This is a genomic window from Streptomyces sp. NPDC030245 (assembly GCF_055572995.1).
In genome coordinates this window covers 989,536-1,008,510 of the sequence record NZ_JBVICF010000001.1, presented here as the reverse complement: position 1 = coordinate 1,008,510, position 18,975 = coordinate 989,536, and the positions used below count along the sequence as shown (strand labels likewise).

13 protein-coding genes are annotated in these 18,975 nt (G+C 70.8%); 9 read left to right on the top strand and 4 right to left on the bottom strand.

Translation table 11 applies throughout. The annotated features are described in order from the left end of the window. The first annotated feature begins 51 nt into the window (after positions 1-51). Positions 52-2,889 (top strand): preprotein translocase subunit SecA, encoded by a 2,838-nt coding sequence (gene secA, locus ACZ4Z4_RS04425; protein ID WP_468321919.1) that lies wholly within the window; start codon positions 52-54, stop codon positions 2,887-2,889. Between the two features lie 76 nt (positions 2,890-2,965). On the opposite strand, the gene ACZ4Z4_RS04420 is transcribed toward secA, so the two are convergent. Next, on the bottom strand, positions 2,966-3,436 hold the full coding sequence (locus ACZ4Z4_RS04420; protein WP_468321916.1) for an Rv3235 family protein: 471 nt from the start codon (positions 3,434-3,436) through the stop codon (positions 2,966-2,968). 354 nt (positions 3,437-3,790) lie between these two features. Between ACZ4Z4_RS04420 and ACZ4Z4_RS04415 the strand changes: the two genes are divergently transcribed. The 3 genes from ACZ4Z4_RS04415 to ACZ4Z4_RS04405 all read left to right on the top strand — a co-directional run bounded on the left by ACZ4Z4_RS04415 (position 3,791) and on the right by ACZ4Z4_RS04405 (position 7,601). After that, the gene (locus ACZ4Z4_RS04415) at positions 3,791-4,297 is read left to right on the top strand and encodes a DUF6912 family protein (protein WP_468322145.1); all 507 of its coding nucleotides are present in this window, start codon (positions 3,791-3,793) and stop codon (positions 4,295-4,297) included. 251 nt (positions 4,298-4,548) lie between these two features. Then, positions 4,549-5,220: an HAD family hydrolase gene (locus ACZ4Z4_RS04410; protein WP_468321913.1), complete on the top strand. Its 672-nt coding sequence runs from the start codon at positions 4,549-4,551 to the stop codon at positions 5,218-5,220. Between the two features lie 92 nt (positions 5,221-5,312). After that, complete coding sequence (locus ACZ4Z4_RS04405) at positions 5,313-7,601, top strand: LuxR C-terminal-related transcriptional regulator (protein WP_468321910.1); 2,289 nt, start codon at positions 5,313-5,315, stop codon at positions 7,599-7,601. 282 nt (positions 7,602-7,883) lie between these two features. Here the strand turns inward: ACZ4Z4_RS04405 and ACZ4Z4_RS04400 are convergent, their stop codons facing one another. Beyond that, on the bottom strand, positions 7,884-8,450 hold the full coding sequence (locus ACZ4Z4_RS04400; RefSeq protein WP_468321907.1) for a DJ-1/PfpI family protein: 567 nt from the start codon (positions 8,448-8,450) through the stop codon (positions 7,884-7,886). 473 nt (positions 8,451-8,923) lie between these two features. Between ACZ4Z4_RS04400 and ACZ4Z4_RS04395 the strand changes: the two genes are divergently transcribed. From ACZ4Z4_RS04395 to ACZ4Z4_RS04380, 4 genes are all read left to right on the top strand, one after another. Beyond that, positions 8,924-13,870 carry an NAD-glutamate dehydrogenase gene (locus ACZ4Z4_RS04395; protein WP_468321904.1) on the top strand — a complete coding sequence of 1,649 codons (4,947 nt, stop codon included), beginning with the start codon at positions 8,924-8,926 and terminating at the stop codon, positions 13,868-13,870. Positions 13,871-14,110: 240 nt separating this feature from the next. Continuing rightward, positions 14,111-14,938 carry a polyprenol monophosphomannose synthase gene (locus ACZ4Z4_RS04390; RefSeq protein ID WP_468321901.1) on the top strand — a complete coding sequence of 276 codons (828 nt, stop codon included), beginning with the start codon at positions 14,111-14,113 and terminating at the stop codon, positions 14,936-14,938. Positions 14,939-15,054: 116 nt separating this feature from the next. Continuing rightward, positions 15,055-15,522, top strand: a complete 468-nt coding sequence (locus tag ACZ4Z4_RS04385) for a GtrA family protein (RefSeq protein ID WP_468321898.1) — start codon at positions 15,055-15,057, stop codon at positions 15,520-15,522. Beyond that, positions 15,506-17,020, top strand: coding sequence for a hypothetical protein (locus ACZ4Z4_RS04380; protein ID WP_468321896.1), 1,515 nt, complete (start codon positions 15,506-15,508; stop codon positions 17,018-17,020). Before ACZ4Z4_RS04385 ends, ACZ4Z4_RS04380 begins: the two co-directional genes overlap by 17 nt. On the opposite strand, the gene ACZ4Z4_RS04375 is transcribed toward ACZ4Z4_RS04380, so the two are convergent. Both ACZ4Z4_RS04375 and ACZ4Z4_RS04370 read right to left on the bottom strand, forming a co-directional pair. Then, entirely contained in the window at positions 17,007-17,786 is a 780-nt protein-coding gene (locus ACZ4Z4_RS04375) for a GntR family transcriptional regulator (RefSeq protein WP_468321894.1), read from the bottom strand. The genes ACZ4Z4_RS04380 and ACZ4Z4_RS04375 overlap by 14 nt on opposite strands. Then, on the bottom strand, positions 17,783-18,325 hold the full coding sequence (locus ACZ4Z4_RS04370; protein WP_468321890.1) for a GntR family transcriptional regulator: 543 nt from the start codon (positions 18,323-18,325) through the stop codon (positions 17,783-17,785). Before ACZ4Z4_RS04370 ends, ACZ4Z4_RS04375 begins: the two co-directional genes overlap by 4 nt. A gap of 154 nt (positions 18,326-18,479) precedes the next feature. On the opposite strand from ACZ4Z4_RS04370, the gene ACZ4Z4_RS04365 reads away from it, so the two are divergent. Next, the gene (locus ACZ4Z4_RS04365; protein ID WP_468321887.1) at positions 18,480-18,878 is read left to right on the top strand and encodes an ATP-binding protein; all 399 of its coding nucleotides are present in this window, start codon (positions 18,480-18,482) and stop codon (positions 18,876-18,878) included. The last annotated feature ends 97 nt before the right edge of the window (positions 18,879-18,975 follow it).

The window sequence follows — 18,975 nt, the reverse complement described above, 5'->3', positions numbered from 1 at the left end:
GACGAGTAAAACCGACCATGCCAGGCCCGACCGGCAAGGAGACCAACCCCCGTGTCCGTCCTCTCGAAGATCATGCGTGCAGGCGAAGGCAAGATCCTGCGCAAGCTGCACCGCATCGCGGACCAGGTCAACTCCATCGAAGAGGACTTCGTCAGCCTCTCCGACGCCGAGCTGCGCGCCCTGACCCAGGAGTACAAGGAGCGGTACGCCGACGGCGAGAGCCTCGACGACCTCCTTCCCGAGGCCTTCGCGACGGTCCGCGAGGCCGCCAAGCGCGTCCTGGGCCAGCGCCACTACGACGTCCAGATGATGGGCGGCGCCGCGCTGCACATGGGTTACGTCGCGGAGATGAAGACCGGTGAGGGCAAGACCCTCGTCGGCACCCTGCCCGCTTATCTGAACGCCCTCTCCGGCAAGGGCGTCCACCTCATCACGGTCAACGACTACCTGGCCGAGCGCGACTCCGAGATGATGGGCCGCGTCCACAAGTTCCTGGGCCTGACCGTCGGCTGCATCCTGGCCAACATGACGCCGGCCCAGCGCCGCGAGCAGTACAACTGCGACATCACCTACGGCACGAACAACGAATTCGGCTTCGACTACCTGCGCGACAACATGGCGTGGTCGAAGGACGAGTTGGTGCAGCGCGGCCACAACTTCGCGATCGTCGACGAGGTCGACTCCATCCTCGTCGACGAGGCCCGTACGCCGCTGATCATCTCCGGCCCCGCCGACCAGGCCACCAAGTGGTACGGCGACTTCGCCAAGCTGGTCACGCGCCTCACCAAGGGTGAGCCCGGCAACCAGCTCAAGGGCATCGAGGAGACCGGGGACTACGAGGTCGACGAGAAGAAGCGCACCGTCGCCATCCACGAGTCCGGCGTCGCCAAGGTCGAGGACTGGCTCGGCATCGACAACCTCTACGAGTCGGTGAACACGCCGCTGGTGGGTTATCTGAACAACGCCATCAAGGCCAAGGAACTCTTCAAGAAGGACAAGGACTACGTCGTCATCGACGGCGAAGTCATGATCGTCGACGAGCACACCGGCCGTATCCTCGCCGGCCGCCGCTACAACGAGGGCATGCACCAGGCGATCGAGGCGAAGGAAGGGGTGGACATCAAGGACGAGAACCAGACCCTCGCCACCATCACCCTCCAGAACTTCTTCCGCCTCTACAAGCGCGACGGCTACGACAGCGGCCTCTCCGGCATGACCGGTACGGCCATGACCGAGGCCGCCGAGTTCCACCAGATCTACAAGCTGGGCGTCGTGCCGATCCCGACGAACCGGCCGATGGTCCGCGTCGACCAGTCCGACCTGATCTACCGCACCGAGGTCGCGAAGTTCGCCGCCGTCGTCGACGACATCGCCGAGAAGCACGAGAAGGGCCAGCCGATCCTGGTCGGCACGACCTCCGTCGAGAAGTCGGAGTACCTCTCCCAGCAGCTGTCCAAGCGCGGCATCCAGCACGAGGTGCTCAACGCCAAGCAGCACGACCGTGAGGCGACCATCGTCGCCCAGGCCGGCCGCAAGGGCGCCGTGACGGTCGCCACGAACATGGCCGGCCGTGGTACGGACATCAAGCTCGGCGGCAACCCCGACGACCTCGCCGAGGCGGAGCTGCGCCAGCGCGGCCTCGACCCCGTCGAGCACGCCGAGGAGTGGGCCGCGGCGCTGCCCGCCGCCATGGAGAAGGCCGAGCGCTCCGTCAAGGCCGAGTTCGAAGAGGTCAAGGAGCTCGGCGGGCTGTACGTGCTCGGCACGGAGCGGCACGAGTCGCGCCGTATCGACAACCAGCTGCGCGGCCGCTCCGGCCGTCAGGGCGACCCGGGCGAGTCCCGCTTCTACCTGTCGCTCGGTGACGACCTGATGCGTCTCTTCAAGGCGCAGATGGTCGAGCGCGTGATGTCCATGGCCAATGTGCCGGACGACGTCCCGATCGAGAACAAGATGGTCACCCGCGCGATCGCCTCCGCGCAGTCGCAGGTCGAGCAGCAGAACTTCGAGACCCGGAAGAACGTCCTCAAGTACGACGAGGTCCTCAACCGGCAGCGCGAGGTCATCTACGGAGAGCGGCGCCGCGTCCTGGAGGGCGAGGATCTGCACGAGCAGATCGCGCACTTCATGGACGACACGATCGACGCGTACATCGCCGCCGAGACCGCCGAGGGCTTCGCCGAGGAGTGGGACCTGGACCGGCTGTGGGGCGCCTTCAAGCAGCTCTACCCCGTCAAGGTCACCGTCGAGGAGCTGGAGGAGGACGCGGGCGACCGCGCCGGCCTCACCGCCGAGTTCATCTCCGAGGCCATCAAGGAAGACATCCACGAGCAGTACGCGGCCCGTGAGGCGCAGCTCGGCTCCGACATCATGCGTGAGCTGGAGCGGCGTGTCGTCCTGTCGGTCCTGGACCGCAAGTGGCGCGAGCACCTCTACGAGATGGACTACCTCCAGGAGGGCATCGGCCTGCGCGCCATGGCGCAGAAGGACCCGCTGGTCGAGTACCAGCGCGAGGGCTTCGACATGTTCAACGCCATGATGGACGGCATCAAGGAGGAGTCCGTCGGCTACCTGTTCAACCTGGAGGTCCAGGTCGAGCAGCAGGTCGAGGAAGTCCCCGTCTCGGACGCCGCGCCTTCGCTGACGAAGGACGGCGTGCAGGACGCGGTGCCCGCGGGCGCCGGGGCCTCGCGCCCGGAGATCCACGCCAAGGGCCTCGAAGCCCCGCAGCGGCCCGACCGGCTGCACTTCCAGGCGCCGAACGCCGAGGGCGGGGTCGACGAGGGCGACTTCACCACGGACGGCTCCGAGGTCCGGTCCGAGGCGGACGGGATGACCCGGGCGGAGCGGCGCAAGGCCCAGAAGGGCGGGCGGCGCCGCAAGAAGTAGGCCGCGGCGGCTGCTGCCGCCTTGAGTGTGTCGTGAGGGGCCGGGCTTTTGTCCGGCCCCTTCGGCGTGCCGGAAGTCAGGAGCGGGGGTCTGTTTCCACTGCCGTGCAGCGCCACCTGCGGTCCGCTCCCAGCGTCAGGCGGAACGCCAGCGCGCGCAGCCTCGGGCCCGTCGCGACGCGGGCGAAGACCTCGTACGTCTCGGGGTGCGGCTGGTAGTGGCCGATCCGGTGGATCGTGGGGCGGTGGCCGTCCGCGCAGAGCGGCCTGAGCTCCGCCAGCCGGGCCAGGTCGTCGAAGGCCGTGTTGGCGATGTGCCGGGCCACCCAGTGCATCGGGCGCTGGCCGCTCAGGACCAGGACCAGGCGTTCCGCGAAGACCTCGGTGGGGTGCGGGGGTGGTTGGGCGGGGATCGTGCCGGGTGGGCGTTCGCGGTTCGAGGGGCGGCGGGGGTCCCTGCGGGTCGGGGGGCGGCCCGTGGGCGGGCGGCTCGCGGGTGGGCGGGTGGCTGCCGGGCGGGGGCGGGGCCTCGTCATCACCTTGTGCATGGGGTGCCTCTCTTGCTTCATCGGTGGGTGGGGGTGGGGTCGGGGGCAGGGGTGCTCGGGTGCTGAGTACCGGGGAGTAACTTCCTGGTGGGGATCTTGTACGGGGGCGGCGGCGGGCGAGGCAAGAGGGTCGCGGGGGTGCGGGAGGGCGCTCTCGGGTTCACCTATCCGGGGGGTGCGAGGACCCGGAAGCCGTGGGGCGGTAGGGGTGTGGTGGGTGACGCGGTGGACGTGGGTTGACCGCTGCGGGGGTCGTGGGGGGAGCTCGATGGGGGACTCCCGCACGTATCCTGAAGGTCACTCCACGAGCACGGAGTCCGCGTGCCGCGGACACGGATGAAAGCGGTCAGCCCCATGCGCGTCTACGTTCCTGTGACCCTGCCCCGGCTCGCCGAGGCGTACCAGGCGGGGGAGCTGGGGCCCGGGCCGCTCGTCGCCTACGCCGTCACGCCCGCCCTGCGGGAGTGGTACGTCTCGGACGACATCGAAGAGCTGGAGTACGCGGCGCTGAACCGGGCGGCGATGGCGTCCCTGCGGATGATCGCGGGGGACGCCGGGGCCGCGCGGCGCCGGGTCGTCCTCGCGGCGGACGTGCCGGACGGGACCGCCGTCGCCGATCCCGACCGGGGGCTCGACCAGGGGGCGCTCGGCGAGGTGCGGATCGGTGGGGCGCTGCCGTTGGCGAAGGTGGCGGCCGTGCACGTCGACGCGGGGGACGCGGAGGACGACGTGCGGGCCGCGGTCGAGGCGCTGGGGGCGGCGGATCACGGTGACGACGACGCGCGGTTCGTGGTGGACGGGGTCGAGGATCATGAGCTGCTGTGGTTCGCCACGCAGGAGATTCCCGGGTTGATCGGTTGACCTCTGTGGCGGTGCTCCGGGCCCCCGCGGGCTGTGGCGCGGGGCGCCTCGGGTGCGTCGTGGGGCGGGGCCGCGGGGGTATGTGCGTACTCGCCATCCCTGCGCCGCGGCACACGGACAAAGACGCCGATGTTTCCTCGGTGCTCCGTTCGCACATACCCCCACGTCCCCTCGCGTCTCGTTCGCGGCCATCGGCCGGTGGCGGCTCGGCCCGGTGCCTGGGAGGTTGTCGGCGAGGGTAGGTTCTTCGCATGGGGAAGTCGGTGCGCGGGGCGCATATCGTGTGGGACTGGAACGGGACGTTGCTGCATGACATCCATGCGGTGATCGAGGCGACGAACGCGTCCTTCGCGGAGCTCGGGCTCGAAGCGATCACGTTGGAGCGGTATCGCGACCTGTACTGCGTGCCGGTCCCACGGTTCTACGAGCGGCTGATGGGGCGGCTCCCCACCGACGCCGAGTGGCAGGTCATGGACGCCGTCTTCCACAAGCACTACTGGGCGCGGGCGGAGGGCTGCGGGCTGGCCGAGGGGGCCGCCGAGCTGCTCGCCGCGCGGCGGGACGAGGGGCGTACGCAGTCGTTGTTGTCGCTCGCCCCGCACGATCGGCTGCTCCCCTTCGTGCGCCGGCACGGGATCCACGAGTACTTCGTGCGGATCGACGGGCGGACCGACGAGTCGCACGCCGGCAAGGCCGAGCGGATGGTGCGGCATCTCGACGCTCTCGAGGAGCGTCTCGATGCCGGGCGTGTGGTGGTCATCGGGGACGCCGTCGACGATGCCGTCGCCGCGGCGCATGTGGGGGCGCGGGCCGTGCTCTATACCGGTGGCTCGCACAGCAGGGCGAGCCTGGAGCTCGCCGGGGTGCCCGTCGTCGACACTCTGGCGGAGGCCGTCGAGGAGGCGGAGCGGCTCGTCGCCTGAGGGCGGTTGCGGGGATTCCGTTCACGCTCCGCGTCGAGCTGCGTACGCTGAGGTCCGGATCCTCGGGACGGCGTGGCGGGGGCGGTAGCGCGATGGGTTTCGGCTTCGGGCAGCGGCGGGGCGGGCAACTGCCCGCCGAACTGACCTCGTTCGTCGGGCGGGCGGACGAACTGGCGCGGGTGCAGGGGGCGTTCGCGTACGCGCGACTCGTCACGCTGGTCGGGCCGGGGGGCGTCGGCAAGAGCCGCACCGCGCTGCGGGCCGCCGCCGGGCTCGGGGAGCGGTTCCCGGACGGGGTGTGGCTGGCCGAGCTCTCCGCCCTGCGGGACCCGGAGTTGATCCCCGCGACGTTGGCGGCGGTCCTCGAACTGCCGGAACAGTCGGGGATGGAGCCGCTCGACGCGGTCGTGGCGCATGTGCAGGGGCGGCGGCTGCTCATCGTCCTCGACACCTGCGAGCACCTCGTCGACGCGTGCGCGATGCTCTCCGACATCCTGCTGCGCGAGGCCGCGGACGTGTGCGTCCTCGCGACCAGCCGGCAGCCGCTGGACGTGCCGGGGGAGCACTGCTGTCCGGTGGCGCCGCTCGCGCCGGACGACGCGGTGGAGCTGTTCGCGCAGCGGGCCGCCGGGGTGGTGCCCGGGTTCCGGGTGAGCGACGCCAACCGGGAGCGGCTGGTGGCCCTGGTGCGGCGGCTCGACTGCATGCCGCTCGCCCTGGAGCTCGCCGCCGTGCGGTTGCGGGCCGTTTCGGTCGAGGAGCTGGCGGCGCGGCTCGACGACCGGTTCCACGTGCTCACCGGGGGGCGGCGCACCGCGCTGTCGCGGCACCAGACGTTGCGTACCGCCATCGACTGGTCCCACGAGCTGTGCACGTCCGAGGAGCGGTTGCTGTGGGCGCGGCTCTCTGTCTTCGCCGGGTCCTTCGAGCTGGCGGCGGCCGAGCAGGTGTGCGGGGACGAGGCGCTGCCCGTCGGGGCGGTTCTCGGGCAGCTGATCGGGCTCGTCGACAAGTCGGTGGTGCAGCGCCTCGGGGAGGACGGGAACCGCTACCGGCTGCTCGACACCCTCCGGGAGTACGGGGCCGAGCGGCTCGGCGCGCTGGAGGCCGACGGTGGCGCGGCGCTGCGGGCGCGGCACTTCGCGTACTACCGGGATCTGGGGCGGCGCTTCGAGGAGGGGTTCCTGACCGCCGCGCAGCCGGAGCTGCACCGTGCCGTCCGCGCCGAGTCGGCCGGGCTGCGGGCCGCCCTGGAGTACGCGTACGGGACGGCGGGGCGGGAGAGGGAGGGGCTCCGTCTCGCGGCGCGGCTGTGGCCGCACTGGCGGGCCTCCGGGACGCTCTCCGAAGGCGCGTACTGGATCGAGAAGGGGCTGGAGCGCGTCCCGGAGGACTGCTCGGCGCGGGCGTGGGGGCTGCTGGCGACCGGTGCCTTCGGCGTGTGGACCGCCGACCTGGCGACGGCCGTCGAGCGCATGGCGCTCGCGCGGGAGTGCGCGGAGCGGGCGGGCGACGAGGAGGTCGCGCAGTTCGCCGAGGCGTACGCGCATGGGCTCGCCGCGCTGTGCGGGGACGAGTCGGGTCTGGTGAGGCTCGCGGACGTGCGGCGGCGGATGTCCGAGAGCGACAACCGGCTGGGGCTCGTGGTGATGAGTTACGAGGCCGGGCTGCTGCGGGCCGTCCTCGGCGACACCAAGGGGGCCCTGGAGCTGTGCGCGCAGGGCCTTGAGCTGTTGGACGGGGTCGGTGAGCGGCAGGTCTACGGCTCCACGCTGATGGTGCAGGGGCTGGTGCGGTGGCTCGCCGGGGAGTGGGAGGCGGGCGTCTCCTCGATGTGCCGGGGCATGGAGGCGGCGGGCGAGGTCGACGAGGTCCTCGTCGCCGCGATGTGCTGTCACGGCCTCGCGTGGGCGGCGGCGCGGGAGGGGCGGCAGGTGCGGGCCGCCTGGCTCTTCGGGTACGCGGAGAACGCGCGGCGGCTCGGGGGCGATCCGATCGGCATGCTGCCCTCGCTGATCGAGCGGCAGGAGGCCGCGCGGAAGTCCGTGCGGGAGGCGTTGGGCGGCAAGCAGTTCGACCGGTGGCACGCGGTGGGGGCGCGGCTGTCCGGGCGGCAGGTGCTTGAGGCGGTGCGGGGCGACGCGGACGTGCCGGGGCGGCCGCCGGCTCAGCGGGGACCGGGGCGGCGGGTGGCGGGTGATGTGCTGACGCGGCGGGAGCGGGAGGTCGCCGCGCTGGTCGCCCAGGGGCTGTCGAACCGGGAGATCGCCGAGCGGCTGGTCATCTCGAAGCGGACCGCCGACGCGCACGTCGAGCACATTCTGGCGAAGCTCGGGGTGGGGTCCCGTACGGAGATCGCGGGGGCCGTCGAAGTCGGGTAGCCCGGGGTGCCCTGGGTGGGACGTCTGCCCTCGCCGACAAGGGCAGACGTCCCAGCGGCCGGGCACGGGGTGTGGTGGGGCGGGTGACGCCTTGCCACGACAGCCGTGGGGGAGTTGACCGGGCACGGTCGGCGTCCCCGCCCGCGCGGCCCCGTGAGCGGCGCAGAAGTGAGTCTGTTGGGTGCGGGTGCGTCCCGGCATCGGTATGTCCGAGGATCCGCATACCGATGTGTGGAGCTCCGTATCCCTGTCCGTATACCTGGCGGAGGGTGTCGCTCCGCCTCAGCCGACCGGCGCCTTCGCCCGCAGGACCGTGAGGAACTCCCGCATCCAGCCCGAGTGGTCCGGCCACGCGCGGGACGAGACCAGCGTGCCGTCCACCACGACCTCCGCGTCCTGGTAGGTCGCCCCCGCCGCCTGCATGTCCAGCTCCAGCGCCGGATAGGCGGTGACCCTGCGGCCGCTCAGGCCGTCGATCGCGGCGGTGAGGAGCGGCCCGTGGCAGATCTGGGCCACCGGCTTGTCCGCGTCGAAGAAGGACTTGAGGATCTTGCGGAGCTCCGGGTCGTTGCGCAGGTACTCCGGGGCCCGGCCGCCCGGGATCACCAGACCGGCGTACTGGCCGGGATCCACCTCGGAGAAGGCGAGGTCCGCGGGCCAGGTGTACCCCGGCTGCTCCGTGTACGTGTCGAAGCCGGGCTCGAAGTCGTGGATCACGAAGCGCAGTTTCTTGCGGGCGGGGGCGGCCATGTGGACGTCGTAGCCCTCCTCGCGCAGCCGCTGGTAGGGGTAGAGGACTTCGAGCGACTCCGCCGCGTCGCCGGTCACTATCAGGATCTTCGCTGCCATCGTGCCGCGCTCCCCTCGGACGGGTGCGGCCGTGGTCGGCCGCACCTCCCGCCAACGTGCCCGCGCGGGGGCCGTTTGCCAAGAGGGGGTGGCGGCCGGGGTCACTGTGCAGAGTGTCAAAGTTCTGCCCCCGCTTTTGTACACATACGGCTCATGACGGCTTCCGGGTGGGGAGCGATAGCCTTGACCCGTGATCAGCGCGATATCCCGCGGGGGCATGGACGCCCCCGCCCTGCGCCCGGGGAACACGGTGGACAACCGTGCCCGGGGCCTCGCTGACGCTTCTTCGCGGTGCGGCCGGACCGGCCGGGCCTGCCATCCGTCAGCGGAACCGCTGAGAATGGCGGAAAGCCGACCGCTCTTCCCGCACCGCGGCATAACGTCGATTCCGGCCGGAGACCCCGGTCCGCGGCGTCACGGCACATCACTTCCTTCTACGTCACGCAATGGCGCGCGACAGGAGTCAGAGGACAATGCAGACCAAGCTGGACGAAGCCAAGGCCGAGCTGCTCGCGAGGGCCGCCCGGGTCGCTGAGAACAGCCCGGTCGGAGGGCGCCTGCCGAGCGGTGCACCGACCGGGACGACGAGCGAGGCCACGCCGGACCAGGACACGGCTCTCGCGTTCCTCCAGCGCTACTACCTGCACACCGCCCCCGAGGACCTGGCCGACCGCGACCCGGTCGACGTCTTCGGTGCCGCCTTCTCCCACTACCGGCTCGCCGAGAACCGCCCCCAGGGGACGGCCAACGTGCGGGTCCACACCCCGACGGTCGAGGAGAACGGCTGGACGTGCAGCCACTCCGTCGTCGAGGTGGTCACCGACGACATGCCCTTCCTCGTCGACTCCGTCACCAATGAGCTGTCCCGGCAGGGCCGCGGCATCCACGTCGTGATCCACCCGCAGGTCATCGTGCGGCGTGACGTGACCGGAAAGCTCCTGGAGGTGCCGACCGAGGGAGCCGGCGGCGAGCGGCCGCACGACGCGCTCGTCGAGTCGTGGATCCACGTCGAGATGGACCGCGAGACGGACCGCGCCGACCTGAAGCAGATCACCGCCGACCTGCTGCGGATCCTCAGCGATGTGCGCGAGACCGTCGAGGACTGGGAGAAGATGCGCGACGCCGCGCTGCGCATCGCCGACGAGCTGCCCACCGAGCCGACCGCGGGGGACCTGCCCGACCAGGAGGTCGAGGAGGCCCGCGAGCTGCTGCGCTGGCTCGCCGACAACCACTTCACGTTCCTCGGCTTCCGTGAGTACGACCTCACGGACGACGACTCCCTCGCCGCCGTCCCCGGCACCGGCCTCGGCATCCTGCGCGCCGACCCGAAGCACGACAGCGACGACCACCACCCGGTGAGCCCGTCCTTCAACCGGCTGCCCGCCGACGCGCGCGCCAAGGCCCGCGAGCACCGTCTCCTGGTGCTGACGAAGGCCAACAGCCGGGCGACGGTCCACCGGCCCAGCTACCTCGACTACGTCGGCGTGAAGAAGTTCGACGCCGAGGGCAACGTCATCGGCGAGCGGCGCTTCCTCGGGCTCTTCTCGTCCGCCGCGTACACGGAGTCCGTGCGCCGCGTGCCCGTCATCCGCCGCAAGGTCGCGGAGGTGCTGAAGGGCGCCGGGTTCTCGGCCAACAGCCACGACGGGCGCGACCTGCTCCAGATCCTGGAGACGTACCCGCGCGACGAGCTCTTCCAGACGCCCGCCGACGAGCTGCGAGCCATCGTCACCAGCGTCCTCTACCTCCAGGAGCGGCGCCGGCTCCGGCTCTACCTGCGCAAGGACGAGTACGGGCGGTACTACTCCGCGCTGGTCTACCTGCCGCGCGACCGCTACACCACCGGCGTCCGGCTGCGGATCATCGACATCCTCAAGGAGGAGCTGAACGGCGCCAGCGTCGACTTCACCGCCTGGAACACCGAGTCGATCCTCTCCCGCATCCACTTCGTGGTGCGCGTGCCCAAGGGCGGCGAGGTCCCCGACCTCTCCGACGCCGACGTCGAGCGCATCGAGGCGCGGCTCGTCGACGCCGCCCGCTCCTGGGCCGACGGCTTCGCCGAGGCGCTGACCGCCGAGTGCGGCGAGGAGCGCGCCGCCGAGCTCCTGCGCCGGTACGGGAGCGCCTTCCCCGAGGGCTACAAGGCCGACCACACGCCGCGCGCCGCCGTCGCCGACCTCCAGCACCTGGAGCAGCTCGGCCACGACGACAAGGACTTCGCCCTCTCCCTGTACGAGCCGGTGGGCGCCGCCCCCGGCGAGCGCCGTTTCAAGATCTACCGCACCGGTGAGCAGGTCTCCCTCTCCGCGGTGCTGCCCGTGCTTCAGCGCCTCGGCGTCGAGGTCACCGACGAGCGTCCGTACGAGCTGCGCTGCGCGGACCGCAAGCACGCGTGGATCTACGACTTCGGCCTGCGCATGCCCAAGTCCCCGAACGGCAACGGCGACTATCTCGGCGACGACGGCCGCGAGCGCTTCCAGGAGGCCTTCGCCGCCGCCTGGACCGGCGCCGCCGAGGTCGACGGGTTCAACTCGCTGGTGCTGCGCGCCGGGCTCAACTGGCGGCAGGCCATGGTCCTCCGTGCCTACGCGAAGTACCTGCGCCAGGCCGGTTCGACGTTCAGCCAGGACTACATGGAGGACACCCTCCGCAACAACGTCCACACGACGCGGCTGCTCGTCTCCCTCTTCGAGGCGCGGATGTCGCCGGACCGCCAGCGCGCGGGCACCGAGCTGACCGACGGGCTCCTGGAGGAGCTGGACGGCGCGCTCGACCAGGTGGCCTCCCTGGACGAGGACCGGATCCTGCGGTCCTTCCTCACCGTCATCAAGGCGACGCTGCGGACGAACTTCTTCCAGACGGCGGAGGGCGGCGAGCCGCACAACTACGTCTCCATGAAGTTCGACCCGCAGGCCATCCCCGACCTGCCGGCGCCCCGTCCCGCGTACGAGATCTGGGTGTACTCGCCCCGCGTCGAGGGCGTCCACCTGCGGTTCGGCAAGGTGGCGCGCGGCGGCCTGCGCTGGTCCGACCGGAGGGAAGACTTCCGGACCGAGATCCTGGGCCTCGTGAAGGCACAGATGGTGAAGAACACCGTCATCGTGCCCGTCGGCGCCAAGGGCGGCTTCGTCGCCAAGCAGCTGCCCGACCCGTCCGTGGACCGCGACGCGTGGCTGGCGGAGGGCGTCGCCTGCTACAAGACCTTCATCTCCGCGCTGCTCGACATCACCGACAACCTGGTGGCCGGCGAGGTCGTGCCCCCGGCGGACGTCGTCCGGCACGACGAGGACGACACCTACCTGGTGGTCGCGGCCGACAAGGGCACCGCGACGTTCTCCGACATCGCCAACCAGGTCGCCGAGTCGTACGACTTCTGGCTGGGCGACGCCTTCGCCTCCGGCGGTTCGGCGGGCTACGACCACAAGGGCATGGGCATCACCGCCCGCGGCGCCTGGGAGTCCGTGAAGCGGCACTTCCGGGAGCTGGGCTGCGACACCCAGTCCGAGGACTTCACGGTCGTCGGCGTCGGCGACATGTCCGGTGACGTGTTCGGCAACGGCATGCTGCTCTCCGAGCACATCAGGCTCGTCGCCGCCTTCGACCACCGGCACATCTTCATCGACCCGAAGCCGGACGCCGCGACCTCGTACGCCGAGCGCCGCCGCCTCTTCGAGCTGCCCCGCTCCTCCTGGGCCGACTACAACAAGGAGCTGCTCTCCGCGGGCGGCGGGATCTTCCCGCGCAGCGCCAAGGCGATCCAGCTCAACGCCCAGATCCGCGAGGCCCTCGGCATCGAGGGCAAGATCGCCAAGATGACCCCGGCCGACCTGATGAAGGCCATCCTCCAGGCCCCCGTCGACCTGCTGTGGAACGGCGGCATCGGTACGTACGTGAAGTCGTCGGCCGAGTCCAACGCCGACGTCGGCGACAAGGCCAACGACGCGATCCGCGTGGACGGCCAGGAGCTGCGCGTCAAGGTCGTCGGCGAGGGCGGCAACCTCGGGCTCACCCAGCTGGGCCGCATCGAGTTCGCGCGCGCCGGCGGCCGCATCAACACCGACGCCATCGACAACAGCGCGGGCGTGGACACCTCCGACCACGAGGTGAACATCAAGATCCTGCTCAACGCGGTCGTGGCCAACGGCGACATGACGGTCAAGCAGCGCAACAAGCTGCTCGCCGAGATGACCGACGAGGTCGGCCGGCTGGTGCTCCGCAACAACTACGCGCAGAACACCGCGCTCGCCAACGCCGTCGCCCAGTCGTCGTCCCTGCTCCACGCCCACCAGCGGTTCATGCGCAGGCTCGGCAAGCAGGGCCACCTCGACCGGGGCCTTGAGTTCCTGCCGAACGACCGGCAGATCCGCGAGCTGCTCAACTCCGGCCGCGGCCTCTCCCAGCCCGAGCTCGCCGTGCTCCTCGCCTACACGAAGATCACGGCCGCGGACGAGCTGATCCAGACGACGCTGCCCGACGACGCGTACCTGCGGCGGCTGCTCCACGCGTACTTCCCGAAGGCCCTGCACGAGAAGTTCCCCGAGCAGGTCGACGGGCACGCGCTGCGCCGCGAGATCATCACGACCGTCCTCGTCAACGACACGGTGAACACCGGCGGTTCGACCTTCCTGCACCGGCTGCGGGAGGAGACGGGCGCCTCGCTGGAGGAGATCGTGCGGGCGCAGCTCGCCGCCCGCGAGATCTTCGGCCTGAGCGAGGTGTGGGACGCGGTCGAGGCGCTCGACAACGTCGTGGCCGCCGACGTCCAGACCCGGGTCAGGCTGCACTCGCGGCGCCTCGTCGAGCGCGGCTCGCGCTGGCTGCTCAACAACCGGCCGCAGCCGCTCCAGCTCGCCGAGACGATCGACTTCTTCAGCAAGGGCGTCGCCGAGGTCTGGGCCGAGCTGCCGCAGCTGCTGCGCGGCTCCGACCTGGAGTGGTACCAGGGCATCCGCGACGAGCTGACCGCGGCGGGTGTGCCCGAGGAGCTGGCCCGCCGTGTCGCCGGGTTCTCGTCCGCCTTCCCGGCGCTCGACATCGTCGCCGTCGCCGAGCGGACGGGCAAGGAGCCGATGGCCGTCGCCGAGGTGTACTACGACCTCGCCGACCGGCTCCGCATCACCCAGCTCATGGACCGCATCATCGAGCTGCCGCGGGCCGACCGCTGGCAGTCCATGGCGCGCGCCTCCATCCGCGAGGACCTGTACGCGGCGCACGCCGCGCTGACCGCGGACGTCCTCGCCGTCGGCAACGGCACCTCCACGCCGGAGCAGCGCTTCAAGGCGTGGGAGGAGAAGAACGCCCCGATCCTGAGCCGGGCGCGGACGACGCTGGAGGAGATCCAGAGCTCGGACGCGTTCGACCTGGCGAACCTGTCGGTGGCGATGCGGACGATGCGGACGTTGCTGCGCACGCATTCGTGATGTCTGGTAGGTGACGGAGAGGGGGCGCCCCGGCCGTTCTCGGCCCGGGGCGCCCCCTTGCGCGTAGCGGAGTGCGGCGCGAGCGGAATGGTTGCCTCCGCGGAGCGGAATGGGTGATGACATTCGCCATACCTCGCCATACCCCATCAATTCAGACATTCGGTCTAAGGTGGGTGAGATTGTCTGATGGCCGTCCGTTGGTCGTCCGACGGTATCTCCGACCATTGAAGGGCTTGAGCCATGACTGTGAACCTCCCTCAGGACATGTCGGAGAGCCTCGCCGCCCGGCTGCCCGAGGCGTGGGCCGCGACGCCGCTGACCGTCGTCATGCCGACGTACAACGAAGCGGGCAGCCTGCCCGGCATGGCGGAGGCCCTGATGGCGCTCCCGCTGCCGGGCCTGCGCCTCCTCGTCGTCGACGACTCCAGCCCGGACGGCACCGGCGACATCGCCGAACGCTTCGCCGAGCGGTACGGCAGCGCCCGCATGAGCGTCCTGCACCGCACCGAGAAGGACGGCCTCGGCCGCGCCTACGCGGCGGGCATGGCGCGGGCCGTCGCCGAGGGCGCGCACTACGTCCTCCAGATGGACGCCGACGGCAGCCACCCCGTGGAGAAGGCCGCCGAACTGCTCGGCGTCGCCCTCGCCACGGACGCGGGCGTCGTCGTCGGCAGCCGGTACATCCAGGGAGGCACGCTCTCCGACGCGTGGGGGGCCCACCGCAGACTGCTCTCCCGCTGGGCCAACGCCTACGCGGGCACCATCCTCGGCACCCGCCTCCGCGACATCACCGGCGGCTTCAACCTGTGGCGCGCCGACGCCCTGCGCGCTATCGACCTCGCCTCCGTGAACAGCGCGGGCTACAGCTTCCAGGTCGAGATGAAGTACCGGGCGCTGCGCCGCGGCTTCGGCGTCATGGAGGTCCCGATCCACTTCGAGGACCGCACGGTCGGCGAGTCGAAGATGAACCTGATGGTGCAGCTGGAGTCGGTCGTCATGCCGTGGCGGCTGCGGCTGGACGGGAGAGCGGGGGGCTCGGGGGCGCGGGGCTCGGGGGTACGGGGATGAGTGTGCCTACTTTGCATGAGGTGTCGGCGGGTGCGGGCGCGGGTGCGGGGGTGGCTGCGGGTGCGTCTGCGGCCGCAGCTGAGGCGGCCGCGCGGAATCCCGCCGTCCCCGCCCCGATGCCCGCTCCCACCCCTGCCCCTACTCCCGCTCCCCGGTTCTCCCTCGCCCGCCTGCGACGGCTGTTCCTGGAGGTCGTGAAGTTCGGCCTGGTCGGCGGCAGTGGTGTCGCCGTGAACCTGGTCGTCTTCAACCTGCTGCTGCACGGCTTCGCCGCCGCGGGCCCGATGGCGGCGACGGTGCTGGCCAGCTGCGTCGCCATGGGCACGAACTACCTCGGGTTCCGCTTCTTCGCCTACCGCGACCGCGCCTCGCGCACCAAGCGGCAGATCGCGCTCTTCTTCGCGTTCAGCGGGATCGGCGTGGCGATGGAGAGCGTCCTGTTCTACGCGGCGTACCACGGGGCGGACATGAGCGGGCCGCTCGGCTCGAACATCGCCAAGGCCCTCTCGATCGTCCTCGCCTCGGCGTTCCGCTTCCTGGTCTACCGGACGTGGGTCTTCCAGCACGATGCGCGTCGCCACTAAAGGGCTCATACGGATCCCGGGGTTCCTCCTCCTGGTTCTCCTGGTCCTGCTCCTCCTCGTCATCGTGCGCCTGCCCTGGGCGGGCGACCTCGGCATCCACGCGGCGACCGTCGAACGCCTGCGCCACGACCTGACCGACCCGGGCAACCCCCTGGTCGACGCCGACACCCCGAGCCCGTACTACTCGCCCTGGATGCTGCTGCTCGGCTGCCTGGCCAAGGCGACGGGACTCGGCACGTTCGTCGTGCTGCGGGTGGCCGCGCTGGTGGGGCTGGGGCTGCTGGTCACGGGGGCCTGGCACTTCGTACGCACGCTGAGCACCCGGCGCGGCGCGCCGCCGCTGGCCCTGCTCTGTCTGCTCCTGCTCTGGGGCCCGGGGCTCTTCAACTGGAGCGGCTTCACCGGCCTCAACTCCCTGGCCCTGACGGTCTCTTACCCGAGTACGCTCGCGCTGGGCCTCTCCTTCCACTTGTGGGCGCTGCTGCGGAAGGCCCTGGCGGCGGAGGGCGCGGGGTGGCTCGCCTTCCTGGGGCTCGGGGCGCTGTGGGCGGTGACGCTGCTGAGTCATCAGTTCACGGGTGTGGTCGCGTCGTTCGGGGCGCTGGCGATGGTGCTGGGCGCGCGGCCGTGGCCGACGCGGGCGGCGCTGAGGCGGCTGGCGGCCGGCCTGGCCGCGGGTGTTCTCATCCTCCTCGCCTGGCCCTACTACTCCTTCTTCGACCTTTTCGGAGTGAGCGATCTGGAGGGCATCCACCGCTCGCTCTACCGGGACCTGGCGGCGCACTTCGGTCTGGCCCTTCCGGGCGTGGCCGCGCTGGCGATGCGCCTGCGCAGGGACCGCAGGGACCCCTTGGTCCTGTTCTTCCTCCTCGGCGCCGCGATGTTCACGGTGGGCGGCCTGACCGGCCACTACTCCTGGGGCAGGGTGCTGCCGGCGGCCCTGATCCCGGCGCAGGTGGCGGCGGCGCTGGAGGTCTTCGAGGCGGGCCGGGCGGGCGTGCGGCGCGCCTTCGCGGCGGTGCTCGGCGCGGCGCTGCTCGCCGGGGCGTGGACGCAGGCGGGGACGCTGGGGTACGTGCTTCCGAAGGGGGCCCTGCCCGGCCCGGTGGCCGCCAAGTACAAGGAGCCGTGGACCGGTTACGACTGGCTGGCACCGCAGGTCAAGTACGGCGACGTGGTCCTCGCCAAGACCTTTCCCGCCCGCCAGATCCCCGCGTACGGCCCCTACACGGTCGCCCCCGGCTACCCGGACTTCTTCCTGCCGGACCAGGAGGAGCGGGTGGAAGCGGTACGGAACTACTTCGCGCCGGGCACGCCCCGTGCGGAGCGGCTGGACGTGCTGCGGCGGTACGGGGTGCGGTGGATTGTGGAGTACCCGGGGGACGGAGGGCTGAGGGACGGTGATCCTGCGCTGCGGCGGGCTGCTACGGGGCCCAAGGGGCAGGTGTTGTACGAGGTGCGGGCAGGGTGGGGGGCCTCTCGGGTCAGCCGGGGGTGAACTCGTACTGCAACTCGTAGAGGTGCCCTGCCTTCACCATCACGGTGGCTTCGATGGGGCGGTCGGCATCGCTGTAGACGACGCGCAGGGTGCGGAGGACGGGCAGGTTGCTGGGGAGGCGCAGGGCTTGGTACTGCTCCTGGGTGGGCACTCTGGCCGACACGCGGTCCACGCTCAGCCGGGGAGGGAAACCGAGTTCGGCGAGCAGGGCCGGGGTGCCGCCCCTGATCTTCCTTCTACCCGTGATGGCGGTGCCTTCGGCGATCTCCAACGGGTAGTAGGACTTGACCAGTTCGGCCGGCTCGTCATTGATGGTGAGGAGTTGGTGGCGGAGGACCGCTGTTCCGCCTTCGGAGATGTTCAGGGCGGCTGAGACATCGGCGGGAGGCTGGACCTCTGCGACATCCAGCAGGTCGCTGCGGGCCGTCGTGCTGTGCTTCGTCACCTCGGTGAGCCAGCGGTAGGGCTCCCCAGACGGGGCCGGGGCCATGTACGAGGCGGGCCGCATGGTCCGCTGGCGGTGGTCGCGAACGGTGACGGCAGCCCCTGCCCGCCCGATGACAAGGTGTTCGTCCTTGAGTACCTGGAGCGCCTTCTGGATGGTCGCATTGGAGGCGTCGAAACGGATCTTGAGCTGAGCGGTCGACGGCACATGGGCGCCTGGAGCCAGGTCGCCGCTCATGATCTCGTCTCGGAGGTCCGCGGCGATGCGCTCGTGCAGCGAACGCCGGTCGGCGGCGCTGTCGTCGGTGTGGGGCACTGTCATCCGATCCTGATCTCGTAACGCAGCTGCTGGCGGTGTGCGGGCATGAGCATCATGTCGGCCTGGATCGGGTGGTCATCGCCGTCCAGCGTCACTCTGCTCAGCCGGAGAACCGGCATGTCCGGGCCCAGGCGCAGGGCTTCGCGTTCGTCGGCGTCGGGCATGCGGGCGGTCACGTCTTCGCGGACGCGTACGCCGACGTGGCCGAGGCCGGCGAGGAGAGTCACGGCTCCGCCACGGATTTTGCCCGTCTCGGCGAGAGGCGTGCCGCCGGCGATGGTGGCGGGGTAGTAGGTGTCCGTCAATTCGCAGGGCTCGCCGTCGAGTTCGATGATGCGCCGGCGGACGACGACCGGGTCTCCGGGGGCGAGGTCGAGCAGGGCTGCGACGTCGTCCGGTGCCGGGACCTCGCCGGCGTGTGCGATGCGCTGAGTGCCCTTGCCTCCGCGGGCAGCGGCCTCCTCGCCCCAGGCGTCGGACTGTCCCTCCGCGCGGGGCTTCAGGTACGGCATTGAGGTGCTGACCCACGTGCTGTCGCTCACGGTGTCCTCCTGAGAGTGGTGGCGGGCGACCTTGCCGCTTTACACGTTAAGCGAATCACAGGGCGTGGTCGCCTTGGCCCATCCTTGCTGCTTTTCGCGAATAGCGATAGGTTCCCCGCGATCGTACAGCCCAGGAACTAGGCGGTGGTTCACCGTGCCCCTGTCACGGCAACGACGATTTCCCCGAGATGACAGATCTGTGGGTGCCGCACGCGCCTTCGCTGTCGAAACCCTCGTCGAGTGGGGCATAACGGCACGGCAGAACGACATCCGGCTCTGCGTCTCCGAACTCGCCACGAACGCTGTCCTGCACGGTGTCCCAATCGGGCAGGAGTTCTGCCTGTCGATCATCGCCGACGAGACGGTCATTCGAATCGAGGTTCGTGACAGCGGGTGTGGGCAGCTGAAGGTGCCGTGCGTCGCTGTTGACGCGGACGAGGAGGGTGGGCGAGGGCTTCTTCTCGCGGTGGCTCTGAGTGACGACTTCGGTGTCACGGCGCATGTTCCAGGCAAAACCGTGTGGCTGGTCTTCAAGGCCGACCCTGCAGTGTGAGGGGTGAGGCAGGGGCATCGCCTCGGGTGCGCTCGGTACGGGTGGGCGGGGAGGGGGCGGCCGCGTTGCGACAGCGGGCAGTTGACGCTCACCGCTC